Source organism: Arthrobacter sp. 05T45 (assembly GCF_056395875.1).
The window spans coordinates 19,692-36,971 of record NZ_JBFTKI010000022.1; the positions used below are offsets into that span (position 1 = coordinate 19,692).

Here is a 17,280-nt window from a genome sequence, read left to right on the forward strand (position 1 = left end):
TTCTCATGAACGGCGCTGAACTGCGGTGACCGCCTGGTCACTAAACGCAGTTCGGCCCGAACGAATGGGGGAGGATCCCATGCCAGCAATCGTGATCGTCGGAGCCCAATGGGGCGACGAAGGCAAAGGTAAGGCCACTGACCTGCTTGGCGGCCGCGTCGACTATGTCGTCAAGCCCAACGGCGGCAACAACGCCGGGCACACCGTCGTCGTAGGCGGTGAGAAGTATGAGCTCAAGCTCCTTCCGGCCGGCATCCTGAGCCCGAACGCGATTCCGATCATCGGCAACGGCTGCGTGGTGAACCTGGAAGCCCTGTTCCAGGAGATCGACGGACTGGAGGCCCGCGGCGCGGACACCTCCAAGCTGCGCGTCTCCGCCAACGCGCACCTCGTGGCGCCCTACCACCAGGTCCTGGACAAGGTCACCGAGCGGTTCCTCGGCAGCCGCGCCATCGGCACCACCGGCCGCGGCATCGGCCCGGCCTACATGGACAAGGTGGCCCGCCTCGGCATCCGCGTCCAGGACGTCTTTGACGCCTCGATCCTGCGCCAGAAGGTAGAGGGTTCGCTGCGCCAGAAGAACGAGCTCCTGGTCAAGGTCTACAACCGCCGGGACATCGAGGTGGACGAGATCGTGGAGTACTTCCTGTCCTTCGCCGAGCGCCTCCGCCCGCTGGTCATCGACAGCACCTACGTCCTGAACACCGCCCTGGACGAGGGCAAGGTGGTCCTCATGGAGGGCGGCCAGGCCACCTTCCTGGACGTTGACCACGGCACCTACCCCTTCGTGACGTCCTCGAACCCGACCGCGGGCGGCGCCTCCGTGGGCTCCGGCATCGGCCCCACCCGGATCTCGCGTTCCATCGGCATCATCAAGGCCTACACCACCCGCGTGGGCGCAGGGCCGTTCCCGACGGAACTGTTCGATGAGATGGGCATGTACCTGCAGAAGACCGGCGGCGAGTTCGGCGTCAACACCGGCCGTCCCCGCCGCTGCGGCTGGTACGACGCCGTGCTGGCACGCCACGCCTCCCGGGTCAACGGCTTCACGGACTACTTCGTCACGAAGCTGGACGTGCTGACGGGCATCGAACAGATCCCGGTCTGCGTGGCCTACGACGTCGACGGCGTGCGGCACGACGAAATGCCCATGACCCAGACCGAGTTCCACCACGCCAAGCCGATCTTCGAATACTTCGAAGGCTGGACCGAGGACATCACCGGCGCCCGTACCCTGGAGGACCTGCCGGAGAACGCCCGGAACTACGTCCTGGCCCTGGAAAAGCTCTCCGGCACGCGGTTCTCCGCGATCGGCGTCGGCCCGGACCGCGACCAGACGATCGTGGTCAACGACCTCATCAACGACTGACACTGGCCGGCACCGACTGACGTGTCACCAACCGACGTACGACGGCGGCGGGTCGCCGCCGTCGCGGTTAAGGCCGCAGCCGTCGCAGTTAAGGCAGCAGTCACGCCTGGCGCAGGCGGGACCACAACGGTCCTAAGCGGGGTCTTCCGCGGACGTGAACCGCAGCGAGAGCCAGTTCTCCCGGCACGCCCTGGCGGCCGCCTCGGCGTCGCCAAGGCGGGCGAGCCGGATGATTTCAGCGTGCTGAGCCACCGATTCCCGGGCGGCAAAGGAGCCGAAACGCATCCGCTCCACCCGGCGCAGGACGGGGGTGGTTTGTTCCAGGAGTTCCCGGAGCACCGGGTTGCCGCTGACCGCGACAAAGACGGCGTGGAAATCGTCATCGGCCCGCAGTGCCGACTCGACCTCCGCCGCCTGCAGGGCCTGTTCGAAGCGCGCGTTGGCCCCGGCCATGGCGGCGAGGTGCTCCTCCGCCAGGAGCGGGACCGCCAGGCGTGCGGCCAGCTCGTGCAGTCCCGCCACCACCTGCTGCGTGCTGAGCGTCGACGCCGGGTCGCAGGGGGCCACGATGGTCGCCTTGCCCGGCAGCGCAACCACCAGGCCGGCGCGTTCCAGCCGCAGCAGCGCCTCGCGGATGGGTGTCCGGCTCACGCCGAGCCACGCTTCCAGTTCGGCGTCCTTCAGCCGTTCGCCGGGCTCGAAGGTGCCGTCGACGATCGCGTTACGGATCGATTCAAAGACGTTGTCCCGCAGCAGCGGCCGCTTGTGGACTCCGGCGAGCGAGGGTACGGGCATGCAACATATCGTATATCCCTCTTGCCCTTCCGGAGCCCGTATCCGACAATGCAATATATTGCATATTTGCTGTGACCGTTTCCCACCGCGAGCGAAGGACCGACGATGGCCATCACCGATTTCGAACGCTACCCCCTGACGTTTGGCCCGAGCCCCATCCATCCGCTGCCGCGGCTCAGCGCACACCTGGGCGGGGCGCAGATCTGGGCGAAACGCGAGGACGTCAACAGCGGCCTCGCGTTTGGCGGCAACAAGACGCGCAAGCTGGAGTACTTCGTCCCGGAGGCCTTGGCCCAGGGTGCGGACACCCTCGTCTCGATTGGCGGCTACCAGTCCAACCACACCCGCCAGGTCGCGGCGGTGGCCGCGAAGCTCGGTCTCAAAGCACGCCTGGTCCAGGAAAACTGGGTCGACTGGCCCGATCCGTTGTCCGACCGGGTAGGCAACATCCTGCTCTCGCGGATCATGGGCGCCGACGTGCGGCTGGACAGTGCGGGCTTCGACATCGGCATCCGCAGCAGCTGGGAAACCGCCATCGAAGAGGTCAAGGCCGCCGGCGGCAAGCCCTACGCGATCCCGGCCGGCGGGTCAGACCACAGGCTGGGCGGTCTGGGCTTCGCCAACTGGGCCTACGAGGTGGAAGAGCAGGAGCGCGAGCTCGGCATCTTTTTCGACACGATTGTCGTCTGCACCGTCACGGGCTCCACCCACGCCGGGATGATCGCAGGTTTTGCCGGCCAGGACAAACCGCGCCGCGTGATCGGCATCGACGCGTCGGCAACCCTGGCGAAGACCCGTGACCAGGTGGAACGCATCGCCCGGAACACCGCCGAGCTGATCGGCCTGGGCAGGGAACTCCGGGACGAGGAAATCAACGTCATGGAGGGCTGGGCCGGGGACCTCTATGGGATTCCCGTCGATTCCACCCTGGAGGCCATCCGCCTGGGCGCCTCGCTCGAGGCCATGATCACCGACCCCGTCTACGAGGGCAAGTCCCTGGCCGGGCTGATCGACCTTGTGAAAAGCCGGGAAATTCCGGCCGGCAGCAATGTCCTCTACGCCCACCTCGGCGGCCAGGTCGCCCTGAATGCCTACAGCGGGCTCTTCCGGTCCTGACGCGGCGTCGTCGTTAAGCTCCTGCGGCGGCGGGTTCCCTGGCGGGGGCCCGCCGTCGTCGTCGTTAAGCCCCTGCAGCGCCGGCTCAAAAAAGAAATCAAGAAATTTCCGATTGGTGCGTAACCTTTCGGGCCCGCCCAGCGATTACTCCTTTGTAAGCGCCGCCGGAGTCTTGGACCCCCCACCAGACCCCGGCTGGCCTTCCACCGTAAGTGCCGGCCGGCGCCTGCCCCCATGGGCGCCGGCCAGTCTTTTCTGGCGAGAGTGGGCTGTCAACTGCCCCCATGAGGCCTCAGCCCGCCTTCAAACCAAAAAAACAAAGGATGTACGTCTGTAATGAAGAGTGTTAGCAAGACCACCAAGATCGCTGTCGGCGCCGCCATTCTGGCAGTCGGAGGTTTCTCCGGCATCGGACTGGCCAATGCCGCTCAGATGTCCGGCACCGAGCAGGCTGAAGTGAGCCACGCTACGCCCGCCACGCCGGCTGTCCCGGCCACGCCTACGCTCCCGGCAAAGCCGGCCGTCCCCGCAGTTCCGGCCGCGCCGTCGACTGACGGCAAGGCCAAGGGCGACGCCGAAGCCGACGTGGACGGCACCGAGGGTGCCGTCGACGGCTCCGCCGACGCAAAGGACGGAGCCACCGTCAAGGGCGACGCCAGCGTCAAGGGTGCTGCCGGCGAGGCACGCGCCAACGCCAACATCCACGCCGCAGTTCCGGCCACCCCGGCGACACCGGCCGTCCCCGGTGCCAAGGGCGTTCCGGCAACCCCCGCTATTCCGGCAACCCCGGCTGTTCCGGCCCAGCCGGCTGTTCCGGCCCAGACGTCGGTCGAGCTGCCCCAGCACGACAAGTAAATTCCGGCTGTTTAGCCTGGACCCGGCACGGGTCTGAAAGCAAGGAAGGAGCCCTCACTTTGGAGGGCTCCGGGGTGCGGCCGCTAGACTTGCGGGGGCCGCACCCCAGCAGTAACGGAAGGACAGCCTCTTGGCACAGCAGCTAAGCGATGACGAATTGTCAGCCGCCTTAGCTGGTGACCCTTCAGGTTTCAGCGCGGTGTACACGGTTATTTCCCCGGCCGTGCTGGGCTACTTCCGGGCCCGGGGCGTGGACGACGCCGAGGCCCTGACCCAGGATGTGTTCGTGGACGTCCTGCCAAAGCTGGCCGGCGTCAGCGGCGGTCACGCAGGTCTGAGGACCTTCATTTTCTCCGTCGCCCACGCGCGGCTGGTCGACTACAGGCGGCGGGCAGAACGCACTCCGCATTTGGCCGAATACGATCCCCTGAACGACGCCCGGTACTCGGCATCCGCCGAGGACGAAGCGCTCGGATCCCTGGGCGGTATCTCGGACACCCTCGCGAGGCTCAATGAGGAGCAGCGCGAAGTTCTGGTCCTGCGGATCGTCGCGGACCTTTCCATCGAACAGGTGGCCGGCATCATGGACAAGACGCCGGGTGCCATCAAGCAGCTTCAGCGCCGCGGGCTCAGTGCCCTGCGCGAACTCGTAACCGAAAAGGACCACGCAGCATCATGACCGGCACCCGCGACCCCCAGCAGGATGGCACCATCCAGGCGATGCTGGGCGATTCCGGCCTCGAATCCGCGGCCGAGCTTCGGAGCGCGCTGGAACAGCTCCGCGCCGTGGTCCCGGATGCCGCTCCCGCGCCCCGCGCCGACCTCGCGGCCCTGCTCGCGGCCGGAACAGCCGGAGCAACCGGTCTTGCCGCCGCCCCTGACACAGCCACGACGACGGCGCTGCCCACCGTCGTGTCCGCGAAGAATGATGCCGATGAATCGCTGCCGGCCGGGGTCACCAGCCTGGCCGAGCGCCGCGGCCGGAAGCGCCGGCTGGCAATCGTCGGTGGCGCCGTCGTGGGTGCCATGACCCTTGGTGCCGGCGCCGTGGCGGCATCCAGCGAGGACTTCCGGCACAGCGTCAGCCACACCGTCGGGGTCATCTTCCAGACTCCGGGCCACGGCGGCGCACCGGCCCCCGAGCATGTCCAGCCCTCGCCGTCCACCATCCCCGCCCTTCCCGCGCCTGTCGCCACGCCGGGTCACGGCGCGCCCGGCACGCCCGGTGCTGACCCGTCCGGAGCATCGACGCCCAGCAGCTCCAGCGCCCAGGGCGCCCCGGCGGCCGGACACGCGCCCCCCGCCACGCCGCCCGCCGTCGGCCGCGACGGCATCCTGCCGACCCCCGGGCAGCGGCCCGGAGCGCCGGGGCTGCCCGGATCACCCGACCTTCCGGGCGGCGGCGGAAACGCAGGCAAGGATCTGCCGCGCGTTCCGGGCCACATCACGCCAACCCTGCCGGGCGTCGTTCCGACCAAGGCGCCCGGCCAGCCATAAGCCGCCCTTAAAGCCCTTTGTTAACCCGGTTGCGCTATCACTTAGGGCTGTTCTGAGCGCTCAGAACGACCCAAAGTGATAGCGCAACGGGTTGGTTGGCGGGGGGTTGGTTGGCGGCGGCTCGAGTTGGGCTGTTCCTGCTGTTTAGGCCAGGACCTGCCGCTTCGAAGAGATGACGCCGGTGTCGAATCCGGCAAGGTGCAGGCCGCCGTGGAACCGGGCATGCTCAATCTTCACGCAGCGGTCCATCACGACGTCGAGTCCGGCGGCCTCGGCCTCCTTGGCAACGTCCTCGTGCCAGGAGCCCAGTTGCAGCCAGAGGGTCTTGGCGCCGGCGGCAATGGCCTCGTCCAGGACGCCGGGCAAGTCGCCGTGCTTGCGGAACACGTCCACAATGTCCGGGCTTTCCGGCAGGTCCGCGAGCGACGGATACGTCGGCTGACCCAGGATTTCCTTCACCACCGGGTTCACGAAATAGACCTTGTACCGGGTGGAGGACTGCAGATAGGTGGCCACGAAATAGCTCGCGCGCGAGGGCTTGTCCGATGCGCCCACAATCGCGATCGACTTCGCCTGCCGCAGCAGGTTCAGGCGCTCCGGCGCCGAGGGGCCGGTCCAGGTCCGTTCTTCAACACTCATCAGTTCGCTCCGATCGTGCAGGCTTCAGCCTCTGCGGATGCATCCGGGGCTGCTGCTTCCGAGGCGGCGTCCAGTGCCTGGTCCAGGTCCCAGAGGATGTCATCGATGTCCTCGAGGCCCACGGAGATGCGGACCAGGTCCTCGGGGACACCTGCCGCCTCGAGCTGTTCGGGGCTCAGTTGCTGGTGGGTGGTGGACCCGGGGTGGATGACCAGGGTCCGGGAGTCGCCCACATTGGCCAGGTGTGAGGCCAGCTGCAGGGACTCGATGAACTTCTGCCCCGCGGCCCGGCCGCCCTTGACGCCGAACGAGAACACCGAGCCCGGACCCAGCGGCAGGTACTTCTGCGCCCGCTCGAAGTGCGGGTGCGAGGGCAGGCCGGAGAAGTTCACGTAGGCCACGCGCTCGTCCGCTTCCAGCCATTCGGCCACGGCCTGGGCGTTCTTCAGGTGCTCGTCGAGGCGCTGGGGGAGCGTCTCCACGCCCTGCAGCAGCTGGAACGCCGACTGTGGGGACAGTGCGGGTCCGATGTCGCGCAGCTGTTCGCAGCGCAGCTTGGTGAGGAACCCGTACTCGCCGAAGTTCCCCCACCAGGAGACGTTGCCGTAGGAGGCCACGGGCTCGGTCATGGTCGGGAAGTTGCCGTTGCCCCAGTCGAAGCGGCCGCTTTCGACGATCACGCCGCCGAGGGTGGTGCCGTGGCCGCCGAGGAATTTGGTGGCGGAGTGGATCACGATGTCCGCCCCGTGCTCGATCGGCCGCACGAGGTAGGGCGTGCTCAGGGTGGCGTCGACGACGAGCGGGACGCCGGCGTCGTGCGCCACCTTGGCGAGGGCCGCAAGGTCCTGGACCTCCGAGGACGGGTTGGCCACCACCTCCACGAAGATCGCCTTCGTGTTTTCCCGGACTGCGGCGGCGTAGTCCGCCGGGTCGGTGCCGGCGACGAATGTGGTGTCCACGCCGAAGCGGCGCAGCGTGACGTCCAGCTGGGTCACCGTGCCGCCGTAGAGCTGGGAGGCGGCCACGATGTGGTCCCCGGCCTGGGTCAGCGCGGCAAAGGTGATGAACTCCGCCGCCATGCCCGACGACGTCGCCACGGCGCCGATTCCGCCCTCCAGGGAGGCGATGCGCTCCTCGAACGCGGCCACGGTGGGGTTGCCGATCCGGGAATAGATGTTGCCGTATTTCTGCAGCGCGAAGAGGTTCGCGGCGTCCTGGGTGTCCTTGAACACGAAGGAGGTGGTCTGGTAGATCGGCACGGCGCGGGCGCCGTGCTCGGCGTCGGGGGTGCCGCCGGCGTGCAGCGCGCGGGTGCGGAATCCGAACTTGCGGTCAGCCATTACGCGTTCACCAGCTTGCTGGTAGTGCCGGCGTTTGCCGCCGGGGTCCGGGACAGGTCCAGTTCGGTGCCGTTCTTGCGGGCGAGGTCGGCCTCGAGTTCGCGGACGATCGGCAGGATGTCCTGGCCGAACGCGGCGACTTCCTCCTGGAAGTGGAGGTAGCCGGTCAGGAACAGGTTCACGCCGATCTTCTTGTACTCCACGATCCGCTCGGCGATCTGTTCCGGGGTGCCGATCAGCTGGGTCTTGAAGCCGTCGTTGTACTGGACCAGGTCCTCGAAGCTCGAGTCGGCCCACATGCCCTTGCCGTCCTTGGTGGCCGCCCCGGCTTCCTGGACGGCGGCGCGGAACCCCTCGACGGCGGGCTTGTGCGCCTTCTCGACGATCTCGCGGAGCGTGTCGCGGGCTTCCTTCTCGGAATCCCGGGCGATCACGAAGCCGTTGAGGCCGAACTTGGGGGAGGGGAGGGCACCTTCCGTGCCGCGACCGGCGGCACCTGACGCCGCCACGACGCCGGCGATGTTCTCCTTGAACCCGTCGAGGTCCTTGCCGTTGGAGAAGTACCAGTCAGCCACCCGGCCGGCGGTGGCCTGCGCGGCCGTGGAGTTGCCGCCGAAGAAGATCTCCGGGTGCGCCCGGCCCGGCACGTCCACCGGTGCCGGGTTCAGGGTGAAGTCGGTGATGTTGTAGTACTTGCCGGACTGGCTGTAGTCCTGCTCGGTCCAGAGCCCGCGGAGGACCTTGATGAATTCCTCGGTGCGGACGTAGCGCTCGTCGTGTTCGAGCCATTCGAGGCCGAAGTTGGTGAATTCGTCCTTGAGCCAGCCGGAGACGATGTTCACGGCGGCGCGGCCGTTGGAGATGTGGTCCGCGGTGATGATGTACTTCGCCAGCACGCCGGGGTGCCACATGCCCGGATGGACGGCGGAGATCACCTTGAGGCGCTCGGTGGCGGCCAGCAGCGCCAGGCTGAACGAGGTGGCCTCGTGCTGTTTGTCCGCGCCGTAGGAGGCGGCGTACCGGGTCTGGGTCAGGGCGTATTCGAAGCCGGAGTTCTCCGCGATCCTGGCCAGCTTCTTGTTGTATTCGAAGTCCCAGCCGGTGCGCTGTTCGATGGTGGATACCACCAGGCCGCCGGAGACGTTGGGGACCCAGTAGGCGAACTTGAGCGGTTCGGAAAGACGGGCGACGTTGCTGATCTCAGTCATGGGTGTTCCTTTACTTCCGGGTGGGGCTTGCTGGTGCCAGGATTTCCGCGGCGCGGTCGCGCAGCACATCCTGGATGCCCGCGATGGATGGTTCGTTCTGCAGCGAGGTGGTGTCGCCGAGCGTTGTGCCTTCGAACAGCTGGGTCAGCAGCCGGCGCATGATCTTGCCGCTGCGGGTTTTCGGCACGTCGGGAACGACGACGACGTCCCGCGGCTTGGCGATCGGCCCGATCTGCTTCGCGACGTGCGCCTTCAGCACACCCTGGATGTCGGGGGTGGCCGCCGAATCCTTCAGCACCACGAACGCGACGATCGCGTGGCCGGTCTTTGGGTCCGCGACCGGGCAGACGCCGGCCTCCACCACGTCCGGGTGGGTGACGAGCGCCGATTCGACCTCGATGGTGGAGAGCAGGTGTCCGGAGACGTTGAGGGTGTCATCCACCCGCCCGAGGATCCAGATGTCGCCGTCGTCGTCATACTTGGCGCCGTCACCGGCGAGGAACCAGCCCTGCTCGGCGTATTGGCGCCAGTACGAATCGAAGTAGCGGCGCGGGTTGCCCCAGACCGTCCGGGCGATCGCCGGGCCGGGGGAGTCCACCACGATGAAACCCTGGACGCCGGGCGGCACCGTGTTGCCGGCGTCGTCCACGATGCGCGTGCTGACGCCGGGCAGCGGGCGGGCCGCGCAGCCGGGCTTGAACGCGGCGTCCGTCGGTGCCGGGGAGAGGATGGTGGCGCCGGTTTCGGACTGCCACCACGTGTCCACCACGGGGGCGGTGCCGGCGCCGATGTTGGTCCGGAACCAGCGCCAGGCCTCGGGGTTGATGGCCTCGCCTACCGTGCCGAGAAGACGGATAGAGGAGAGGTCGTACGTGTCCGGGACGCCGTCCGGGAACCAGCCCATGAGGGAGCGGACCAGGGTGGGCGCGGTGTAATACTGCGTGACCGCGTAGCGTTCGATGATCTCAAAGTGCCGGCCCGGGTGCGGGGTGTTGGGCGTGCCCTCGAAGATGACCTGCGTGGCGCCGTTGGAGAGCGGGCCGTAGAGCTCATAGGTGTGCGCGGTGACCCAGGCGAGGTCGGCCGTGCACCAGTGCACGTCCTTCTCCCGCAGCGCGGGGTCGGGGTTGCTGAACAGGTGCTCGAAGCTCCATGACGCCTGTGTGAGGTAGCCGCCGGAGGTGTGGACCAGGCCCTTGGGCTTGCCGGTGGTGCCGGAGGTGTACATGATGAACAGCGGCGTCTCGGCGTCGAACGCCTCGGCTTCGTGAGTCTCGGAGGCGGTGCCGACGGCGTCGTGCCACCACACATCGCGGCCGGCGGTCATCGGGACGGTGTCCAGCTCGTCCGCGGGAGTGGTCCGGTTGACCACCAGGACGTGTTCGATGGCGTTGTCGCCGGAGACGGCGGCGTCCGCGTTGTCCTTGACCGGCACGGCGGTGCCGCGGCGGAACTGGCCGTCGGTGGTGACCAGGAGCTTGGCGCCGGTGTCCTCCACCCGGAACTTCAGGGCCTCGGCAGAGAATCCGCCGAAGACCAGGGAATGGATGGCACCGATCCGGGCCACTGCGAGGGTGATGATCACGGTTTCGGGGATGACGGGGAGGTAGATGACCACCCGGTCGCCCTTGGTGATGCCGAGATCCAGGAGGGCATTGGCGGCTTTGGAGACCTCGCGCTGGAGTCCGGCGTAGGTGACGGCACGGCGGTCGCCGGGCTCGCCCTCAAAGTGCAGGGCCACCTTGTCTCCGCGCCCCGCCGCTACGTGGCGGTCGACGCAGTTGTAGGCGACATTGAGCCTGCCCCCTTCGAACCAGGTGATCTGCGGTCCGGTGCCGGCCTCGACGTCGGCCGGGACCCGGCGGTGCGCGGTGTGCCAGGGCTTGGTTTGCTCCGTCGCGCCGCCGGGCAGGTCCGCCCAGTCGAGGCGGAGAGCCTGGGTTTCCCAGAACGCAACCGTCTCTGCCTGGACAGTTCCCGCGGTCGCGGCGCCGCTGTGCCGGGGAAGGTGGTTTCCGGAGGTGGTGCTGCGGTGACGCGCCGGCCCATCGGCGGGGACGCCGTGCACTGCGCCGTCCGTGGACTCGTTCAGGGACCATCCCGAAGAGCCGCGAGAGGAGCCGGCCGCGTCACGCAGCCCTGCTTCGTTCGCCGTCGCGTCCGAAGTGGTTTGGGGGAATGCCTCGGACGCAGGCCGGGCAAAGGTGGGCAGGGCGGAAGAATTCTCAGGGGTCATTGCTGCACTCCATCGGTCCTGGCAGTAGCACCCTTGGTTGCTCCGGCTCCCTCGAATTTCACCGAAGGAGGGCGGAGCGGTGGCGTGGGAATGGTCGTCCCACGTCACCGGGGGGTTGCTGCGGCGTCATCGATCCAGGTCTCTCGGCCGCTCGGGATGGTCACTACCTACTAGAACTTCAGATGCACGATTCCACAAAATCGGCGTCCGGGAGCGCCGTAATATTCGTTCACCCGGCGTGGGTCCGACCCAAATCATTCATTTATTCGACAATTGCCCGGAAAGGTCGCAGGAGTAAGGTTGATGCATGGCCCATGTTAACGATCCGGCAGTCATTGACCGCCTCATGCGAACCAAAGGCACGTGGGCGGTGGTCGGCCTCACCACCAACGAATGGCGCTCGGCGTATGAGGTCTCCCTCTATGTCCGGGACCGGATGGGCATGACCATCATTCCGGTCAACCTTCCGGGCGACGACGTCCACGGCGAGAAGGGGTACCGTTCCCTGACTGACATCCCGGCGGAGAAGCACCCGATCGACGTCGTGGACTGCTTCGTCAACTCCCACAGGGTGGGCGCAGTCATAGACGAGGCCATCGCAGTAGGCGCCAAGGCCGTCTGGCTGCAGCTGGGCGTCTTCGACGACGCCGCGACGGACCGGGCCAAGGCCGCCGGGCTGGACGTCGTCGTGAACGCGTGCCCCGCCCGCGAAGGCTGGCGCGTGGGCATCTAACGGCCCGGGAATGACGATCAACAGATCGGGAAGAGTCGGTTACAAAATGTGACCGGCTTTTTCTGTATCCGGCCTCCTGCCGTGTGAGATGGACTCGTAACCATCCCGAGCGGCTGAGAGATCTGGCTCCGTGACGCCGCAGCAACCCCCTCCTTTGAGGACGGTGCTACCGCCAGGACCGATGGAGAACCACTGTGTTCTGAGGCTCCCCGGCTTCGCTCAGCGCTGCCCGGAAGCCAGGACCCAGGGCTTTCCTCGGGCGAGCCCGGAGGAAATCATGAACACGCAGACAGCGGCAGCGCCGCGGCCCCGAGCAGGTGGGGGCCTGTGATCGAGATCCAGAACGTCAGCACGTCATTCGCTTCGGCCGCGGGACCTTTCACGGCCGTCGATGACGTGAGCCTGCACATCAGGCGGGGCACCATCCAGGGCATCATCGGGTTCTCCGGCGCCGGCAAATCCACGCTGCTGCGCAACATCAACCTCCTCGAGCGCCCGACGTCGGGCCGCGTCCTGGTGGACGGCATGGACCTGGTGACCCTGTCCGACGCCGAGCTCCGGACCAAGCGGCATGACATCGGCATGATTTTCCAGCACTTCAATCTCCTCAACAACCTCACAGCCCAGGAAAATGTGGAGCTGTCCCTGAAGTTCGCCGGCGTCGGGAAGGCGGAACGCCGGCGGCGGGCCGCCGAAACCCTGGAAATCGTGGACCTCGCCGACAAAGCGGGAACGTATCCGGCCAAACTCTCCGGGGGCCAGAAACAGCGGGTGGCGATCGCCCGCGCCCTTGCCACCGGGCCCAAAGTGCTGCTCTGCGACGAGCCGACGTCGGCCGTGGATCCCCGGACGACGTCATCGGTCCTGCAATACCTGGCCGACGTCAACGCCGAATTCGGCATCACAATCGTGGTGGTCACCCACGAGATGAATGTCATCAAGGCCATCGCGGACAACGTCGCGGTCATGGAAGAAGGCCGGGTGGTGGAGCAGTTCGACCTCGCCGAACTCCAGCGCCCCGGTTTCCACCCGGCGACGTCGATCGGCCGCTACCTGGTCTCCGATGAGATCCAGCTGGACCGCTCCGGGAGGGGCACCCACACCACAGCCGCGTCGGAGGGCCTGATCAATGTTTGACCGCATCCTGGAAGTCCTGCCCGAAATCGGCGTCGCCATGGGACAGACCCTCACCATGCTGCTGGTGGCCATCCCGCTGGCGGTGCTGCTCGGGACACCGCTGGGTGTCCTGCTCTACACCATCGGTCCCAACGGGCTCAAGCACAGGCCAAAGCTGCACCGGGTCCTGGACGGGCTGGTCAACCTGCTCCGCTCGTTCCCGTTCCTGATCCTGCTGATCGCGATCATTCCCGTGACCAGGTTCATTGTCGGCACGACCATCGGCACGGCCGCCGTCATTGTCCCGCTGACCCTCAACGCCATTCCGTATTTCGCCCGCTTCGTGGAACAGAACCTGAGCCAGCTCGGCGGCGGAGTGGTCGAAGCGGCACGGTCCATGGGCGCCAGCCGGTCCCAGATCGTCCGGGACGTCCTGATTGTGGAGGCGAAGCCAGGACTCGTCAGCTCCATCACCATCATGACCGTCAGCTTCATCTCCTACTCGGCGATGGCCGGACTGGTGGGCGGCGGCGGAATCGGCGACTTCGCCATCCGGTACGGCTATTACCGCTACGAAACGCCGCTCATGATCACCGCCATTGTCCTGATGATCCTGCTGGTCACCATCGTTCAGCTGGGCGGATCCTATGTTGCCCGCCGCCTGGACAAGCGCCTCTGAGCGCCGGCAGCACCCTCGTCCCACCTCCCACAGCGGAAAGCACCCCATGACTTCAACACCCAGTACCCGTTTCGACGGACCCCGCCCGCGCCTGCTGATCAGCGCCTTCGTGATGAACACGTCCAGCCACATCATGGGCGGCCAGTGGCGGCGCCCGGAAGCCCAGCAGCACCGGTTCAACGAACTCCAGCTCTGGATCGACCTGGCCCGCCAGCTCGAAGGCGCCAAGTTTGACGCGATCTTCTTCGCCGACGTCGTCGGTCTCTACGGCGACTACGACGGCGGGTGGGCATCGCTGCTGAAAAAGGGCCTGCAGGTGCCGTCCAACGACCCCCTCATCCTGCTGTCCGCGCTCGCCACGGGAACGCGGGAGATCGGGCTGGCCGCGACGTCGTCGGTGATTCAAAGCCATCCGTTCCAGTTCGCCCGGCAAATGTCCACGCTGGACCACATCAGCGGCGGCCGCGTGGCCTGGAACATCGTCACCAGCGTGCTGGAAAACGCGCACCGGAACTTCAACGCCACCGAGCTGACCAAGCATGACGAACGCTACGACTGGGCGGACGAATACGTCGAGGCCGCCTACAAATTGTGGGAAGGGTCCTGGGAAGACGACGCGCTGCTCCGGGACAAGGCGACCGGGGTCCACGCGGACCCGGAGAAAGTCAGCAAGATCTACCACCGCGGGCCCCGGTACTCGATCGACGGACCCCACCTCGCGGCCCCTTCGCCGCAACGCACCCCGGTGCTTTTCCAGGCCGGGAGCTCCGGCCGCGGCCAGCAGTTCTGCGCCGCCAACGCCGAGGCCACCTTCACCCTCGCGCCGAGCACCGAGGTGGCCGCGAAGTACACCGCGGCCGTCCGGGAACAGGCCGTTGCCGCCGGCCGCCATCCGGATGACGTGAAGTTCCTCCAGGGCATGCACTTCGTGGTGGGCGGCACCGAAGCCGAGGCGAACCGCAAAGCCGACGAGCTCGAGGACAGCCTGGACATTGAGGCCCTGCTGGCCCACGTGGGCGGCGGGTTCGGCGTCGACCTCGGCGGCCTGCCGCTGGACACCCCGCTCGGGGACCTTGAAACGGAAGGCAGCCAGGGACATCTCACGGCTATCCGCGCCTCCGTCCGCGGCGGCAACCCCACCCTCCGCGACATTGCGCTCTACCGCAGCCGGGCCAACCGGGTGGTGGGAACGCCGGACCAGATTGCCGACCGTCTCGAGCAGTGGCAGGACGCCGGAATCGACGGCATCAACATCATCAACCAGACCATCCCCGGCTCCTACACCGACTTCATCGACGGTGTGCTGCCGGAACTGCGCAGCCGCGGCCTCGCCCAGACCGGCTACGCGCCGGGAACCCTGCGCGAGAAGCTCTTCGGCGCCGGGCCGCGGCTCAACGGACGCCATCCCGCGGCGGCCTTCCGGGGAGCCTTCACCGATTTCTCCGCGGCGGCCGAAAACCAGCGCGTCAGCGTTACCGCCCAGTCATAGCCCAGCGCGAACCACCACAAAGGACCAAGACCATGCAGCGTAGAAATTTCCTCAAATATGCCCTCGCCGGCGCCGGTGCTGTCTCCGCCGCAGCACTGACCGGCTGCGGCCTCACCAACCCCGGCGGTGCCGGCGCCAGCGGCGGCAAGACGATCAAGATTATCGTCACCGAGTCCGCCCCGTACCAGGAACCGACCAAGCTGGCCCAGAAGCTGCTCGCGGCCCAGGGCTGGACCCTGGAGCCCACGTACGTCACGGACATCATCCAGCCCAACCTGGCCGTGGCCAACGGCGAATTCGACGCCAACTTCTTCCAGCACAACGCCTACCTGAAGCAGTTCAACCAGGACAAGGGCCTGGAGAACGTGGGACTGTTCTACGTCTACAGCGCCCCGGGCGGCATCTGGTCTGACAAGTACAAGTCCCTGAACGAGCTCCCGGACGGCGCCAAGATCGGCATTCCCGTGGACCCGGCGAACAACGGCCGTGCCCTGTTCATGCTGCGCGACGCCGGCCTGCTGGAACTGTCTGACGCCACCGTGATCCACACCTCGCAAAAGAACATCACAGCCAACCCGAAGAAGCTGCAGTTCGTGGAAGTGGACCAGCAGTCCCTCGCCAAGACCCTTTCCGATGTCGACGCCGGCTTCCTGGTCGCCCGGATGGCCGCGGATGCCGCGCACAGCAAGGACGACGCGCTGGCCTTCGAAACGGATGCGGACCAGGTCCCGTTCCGGATCGTGGTTGCCGGGCGGAAGGATTTTGCCGGGTCGGAGAAGGCCGCGGCCCTCAAGGCCGCCTTCCAGTCCCCGGAGGTCAAGGCCTGGTTTGCCAGCTACCAGAAGGGCATCCTGCCCACCCCCTGGGACCAGGATCCCGCCGCCGACGCCGCTAAGCTCTAGCCCGGCCACCAGCAACCAAGGGAACGCATGTCCTACGCACCAGAGACCACAGCCCCCGCAGCACCATCGGTCGCAGCCGCCTACATCGAGGCGCCGTCGGCCGAAGCCGCCTACGAGAGGCTGGCGCAGCGTTTCCGGCCCGTGTTTGCCCGGATCGCGGAGGGCGCGCTGGCCCGCGAGCAGGACAGGGTCCTGCCCTTCGAACAGGTCCGCTGGCTGAACGAGGAAGGCTTCGGCCGGCTGCGGGTGCCCACGGAACACGGGGGCGACGGCATCGGCTTTGAGCCCTTCTTCCGGCTGCTCATCGAACTCGCCGAGGCGGATTCCTCCGTGGCCCACCTCTACCGCTCGCACTTCGCGTTCGTGGAAACCGTCGGTCTGGAATCCGCGGACTTCCGGAACCGCTGGTACCCGAAAGTGGTGGCCGGCGAGATCTTTGGAAACGCCGCCACGGAGAAATCCGGCAATGTCCTCGGCACCACCGGAACCAAGCTGACCCGCCACGGCGGGGACTGGCTCTTGAACGGCAGGAAGTACTACACCACCGGCACCATCTTCGCCGAGTGGATTGCCGTCATGGCCAGCACCGCGGGCGTGGAGGGCCGCCAGTACGCCGTGGTCAGCACCACCCAGCCCGGAGTGGAAATCCTCGACGACTGGGACGGGTTCGGCCAGCAGCTGACCGGCACCGGCACCACGATTTTCCGTGACGCCGTGGTGCCGGACACCAACATCATCCGGCGCTCGGAATCCACCACGCACGAGCCGGCCTTCTTCCAGCTGGTCCTGCTCGCCGTCCTGGCGGGCATCGGCCGGGCGGCGCTGGCCGACGCGAGGGCGCTGGTCCGCGACCGCAAGCGCACCTTCAACACCAGCTCCGGCGAACTGTTCCGCCACGACCCGCTGATCCTGCAGCTCATCGGCCAGCTCTCGGCCAAGGTCTTCGCGGCGGAATCCGTGGTGCTGGCCGCCGCCCGGGAGCTCGACGCCGGCGCGGACCAGAACCTGGATCTCACCCCGGAACAACGCTACGTCCGCGGCGAGATCGCGGTGGAAAAGGCGCAGCTTCTGGTGCCCGAACTCGTCCAGTCCGCGGCCCAGCAGCTCTTCGACGTCACCGGGGCGTCCGCCACGTCGAAGTCGAAATCGCTGGACCGGCACTGGCGCAACGCCAGGACCGTTTCCACCCACAACCCCGCTGTGTTCAAGGCCCGCACCGTGGGCGACTACGAAGTCAACGGCACCACTCCCGAAGGGCTGCACAGCATCGGCGACGCCCGCACCGCCGCGCAGGCAGGGTGAGGCG

16 protein-coding genes and 1 riboswitch are annotated in these 17,280 nt (G+C 67.2%); of the genes, 11 read left to right on the forward strand and 5 right to left on the reverse strand.

Annotation, left to right across the window (positions count from 1 at the left end; genetic code table 11):
* The first annotated feature begins 79 nt into the window (after positions 1-79).
* Entirely contained in the window at positions 80-1,369 is a 1,290-nt protein-coding gene (locus tag AC1DGD_RS17340; RefSeq protein WP_018776133.1) for an adenylosuccinate synthase, read from the forward strand.
* A gap of 132 nt (positions 1,370-1,501) precedes the next feature.
* Here AC1DGD_RS17340 and AC1DGD_RS17345 read toward each other — a convergent pair whose 3' ends face one another.
* A complete protein-coding gene (locus tag AC1DGD_RS17345) occupies positions 1,502-2,164 on the reverse strand; it encodes a GntR family transcriptional regulator (protein WP_476857649.1) in 663 nt (220 codons plus the stop codon).
* Between the two features lie 105 nt (positions 2,165-2,269).
* Between AC1DGD_RS17345 and AC1DGD_RS17350 the strand changes: the two genes are divergently transcribed.
* From AC1DGD_RS17350 to AC1DGD_RS17365, 4 genes are all read left to right on the forward strand, one after another.
* The gene (locus AC1DGD_RS17350; RefSeq protein WP_476857650.1) at positions 2,270-3,280 is read left to right on the forward strand and encodes a 1-aminocyclopropane-1-carboxylate deaminase; all 1,011 of its coding nucleotides are present in this window, start codon (positions 2,270-2,272) and stop codon (positions 3,278-3,280) included.
* 336 nt (positions 3,281-3,616) lie between these two features.
* Complete coding sequence (locus tag AC1DGD_RS17355; protein ID WP_476857651.1) at positions 3,617-4,135, forward strand: hypothetical protein; 519 nt, start codon at positions 3,617-3,619, stop codon at positions 4,133-4,135.
* 130 nt (positions 4,136-4,265) lie between these two features.
* Positions 4,266-4,814, forward strand: coding sequence for an RNA polymerase sigma factor (locus AC1DGD_RS17360; protein WP_476850495.1), 549 nt, complete (start codon positions 4,266-4,268; stop codon positions 4,812-4,814).
* Positions 4,811-5,632, forward strand: coding sequence for a hypothetical protein (locus AC1DGD_RS17365; protein WP_476857652.1), 822 nt, complete (start codon positions 4,811-4,813; stop codon positions 5,630-5,632). The genes AC1DGD_RS17360 and AC1DGD_RS17365 overlap by 4 nt, the downstream gene beginning before the upstream one ends.
* A 144-nt stretch (positions 5,633-5,776) precedes the next feature.
* Here the strand turns inward: AC1DGD_RS17365 and AC1DGD_RS17370 are convergent, their stop codons facing one another.
* The 4 genes from AC1DGD_RS17370 to acs are packed head-to-tail and all read right to left on the reverse strand — an operon-like array spanning position 5,777 to position 11,055.
* The gene (locus tag AC1DGD_RS17370; protein ID WP_230011882.1) at positions 5,777-6,271 is read right to left on the reverse strand and encodes a CoA-binding protein; all 495 of its coding nucleotides are present in this window, start codon (positions 6,269-6,271) and stop codon (positions 5,777-5,779) included.
* Positions 6,271-7,611, reverse strand: coding sequence for an O-acetylhomoserine aminocarboxypropyltransferase/cysteine synthase family protein (locus AC1DGD_RS17375; protein WP_476857653.1), 1,341 nt, complete (start codon positions 7,609-7,611; stop codon positions 6,271-6,273). The genes AC1DGD_RS17370 and AC1DGD_RS17375 overlap by 1 nt, the downstream gene beginning before the upstream one ends.
* The gene (sfnG, locus tag AC1DGD_RS17380) at positions 7,611-8,819 is read right to left on the reverse strand and encodes a dimethylsulfone monooxygenase SfnG (protein WP_476857654.1); all 1,209 of its coding nucleotides are present in this window, start codon (positions 8,817-8,819) and stop codon (positions 7,611-7,613) included. Before sfnG ends, AC1DGD_RS17375 begins: the two co-directional genes overlap by 1 nt.
* Before the next feature lie 10 nt (positions 8,820-8,829).
* Positions 8,830-11,055 carry an acetate--CoA ligase gene (gene acs, locus AC1DGD_RS17385; RefSeq protein WP_476857655.1) on the reverse strand — a complete coding sequence of 742 codons (2,226 nt, stop codon included), beginning with the start codon at positions 11,053-11,055 and terminating at the stop codon, positions 8,830-8,832.
* A gap of 307 nt (positions 11,056-11,362) precedes the next feature.
* Between acs and AC1DGD_RS17390 the strand changes: the two genes are divergently transcribed.
* The 6 genes from AC1DGD_RS17390 (at position 11,363) to AC1DGD_RS17415 (ending at position 17,276) form a co-directional block, all read left to right on the forward strand.
* Positions 11,363-11,788 (forward strand): CoA-binding protein, encoded by a 426-nt coding sequence (locus AC1DGD_RS17390; RefSeq protein WP_223914530.1) that lies wholly within the window; start codon positions 11,363-11,365, stop codon positions 11,786-11,788.
* 97 nt (positions 11,789-11,885) lie between these two features.
* A riboswitch (SAM riboswitch) is annotated at positions 11,886-11,976 on the forward strand.
* Between the two features lie 139 nt (positions 11,977-12,115).
* The gene (locus AC1DGD_RS17395) at positions 12,116-12,925 is read left to right on the forward strand and encodes a methionine ABC transporter ATP-binding protein (RefSeq protein ID WP_476857656.1); all 810 of its coding nucleotides are present in this window, start codon (positions 12,116-12,118) and stop codon (positions 12,923-12,925) included.
* On the forward strand, positions 12,918-13,583 hold the full coding sequence (locus tag AC1DGD_RS17400; protein ID WP_018776122.1) for a methionine ABC transporter permease: 666 nt from the start codon (positions 12,918-12,920) through the stop codon (positions 13,581-13,583). Before AC1DGD_RS17395 ends, AC1DGD_RS17400 begins: the two co-directional genes overlap by 8 nt.
* Positions 13,584-13,629: 46 nt before the next feature.
* The gene (locus AC1DGD_RS17405; RefSeq protein ID WP_476857657.1) at positions 13,630-15,072 is read left to right on the forward strand and encodes an LLM class flavin-dependent oxidoreductase; all 1,443 of its coding nucleotides are present in this window, start codon (positions 13,630-13,632) and stop codon (positions 15,070-15,072) included.
* 32 nt (positions 15,073-15,104) lie between these two features.
* The gene (locus AC1DGD_RS17410) at positions 15,105-15,974 is read left to right on the forward strand and encodes a MetQ/NlpA family ABC transporter substrate-binding protein (RefSeq protein ID WP_476857658.1); all 870 of its coding nucleotides are present in this window, start codon (positions 15,105-15,107) and stop codon (positions 15,972-15,974) included.
* 27 nt (positions 15,975-16,001) lie between these two features.
* A complete protein-coding gene (locus AC1DGD_RS17415; RefSeq protein ID WP_476857659.1) occupies positions 16,002-17,276 on the forward strand; it encodes an acyl-CoA dehydrogenase family protein in 1,275 nt (424 codons plus the stop codon).
* The last annotated feature ends 4 nt before the right edge of the window (positions 17,277-17,280 follow it).

Excerpts from the sequence above, each read along its gene's own strand:
- AC1DGD_RS17340 (WP_018776133.1), top strand. The coding sequence starts at position 80 with ATGCCAGCAATCGTGATCGTCGGAGCCCAATGGGGCGACGAAGGCAAA.
- AC1DGD_RS17345 (WP_476857649.1), bottom strand. The coding sequence starts at position 2,164 with ATGCCCGTACCCTCGCTCGCCGGAGTCCACAAGCGGCCGCTGCTGCGG.
- AC1DGD_RS17350 (WP_476857650.1), top strand. The coding sequence starts at position 2,270 with ATGGCCATCACCGATTTCGAACGCTACCCCCTGACGTTTGGCCCGAGC.
- AC1DGD_RS17355 (WP_476857651.1), top strand. The coding sequence starts at position 3,617 with ATGAAGAGTGTTAGCAAGACCACCAAGATCGCTGTCGGCGCCGCCATT.
- AC1DGD_RS17365 (WP_476857652.1), top strand. The coding sequence starts at position 4,811 with ATGACCGGCACCCGCGACCCCCAGCAGGATGGCACCATCCAGGCGATG.
- AC1DGD_RS17370 (WP_230011882.1), bottom strand. The coding sequence starts at position 6,271 with ATGAGTGTTGAAGAACGGACCTGGACCGGCCCCTCGGCGCCGGAGCGC.
- AC1DGD_RS17375 (WP_476857653.1), bottom strand. The coding sequence starts at position 7,611 with ATGGCTGACCGCAAGTTCGGATTCCGCACCCGCGCGCTGCACGCCGGC.
- sfnG (WP_476857654.1), bottom strand. The coding sequence starts at position 8,819 with ATGACTGAGATCAGCAACGTCGCCCGTCTTTCCGAACCGCTCAAGTTC.
- acs (WP_476857655.1), bottom strand. The coding sequence starts at position 11,055 with ATGACCCCTGAGAATTCTTCCGCCCTGCCCACCTTTGCCCGGCCTGCG.
- AC1DGD_RS17390 (WP_223914530.1), top strand. The coding sequence starts at position 11,363 with ATGGCCCATGTTAACGATCCGGCAGTCATTGACCGCCTCATGCGAACC.
- AC1DGD_RS17400 (WP_018776122.1), top strand. The coding sequence starts at position 12,918 with ATGTTTGACCGCATCCTGGAAGTCCTGCCCGAAATCGGCGTCGCCATG.
- AC1DGD_RS17405 (WP_476857657.1), top strand. The coding sequence starts at position 13,630 with ATGACTTCAACACCCAGTACCCGTTTCGACGGACCCCGCCCGCGCCTG.
- AC1DGD_RS17410 (WP_476857658.1), top strand. The coding sequence starts at position 15,105 with ATGCAGCGTAGAAATTTCCTCAAATATGCCCTCGCCGGCGCCGGTGCT.
- AC1DGD_RS17415 (WP_476857659.1), top strand. The coding sequence starts at position 16,002 with ATGTCCTACGCACCAGAGACCACAGCCCCCGCAGCACCATCGGTCGCA.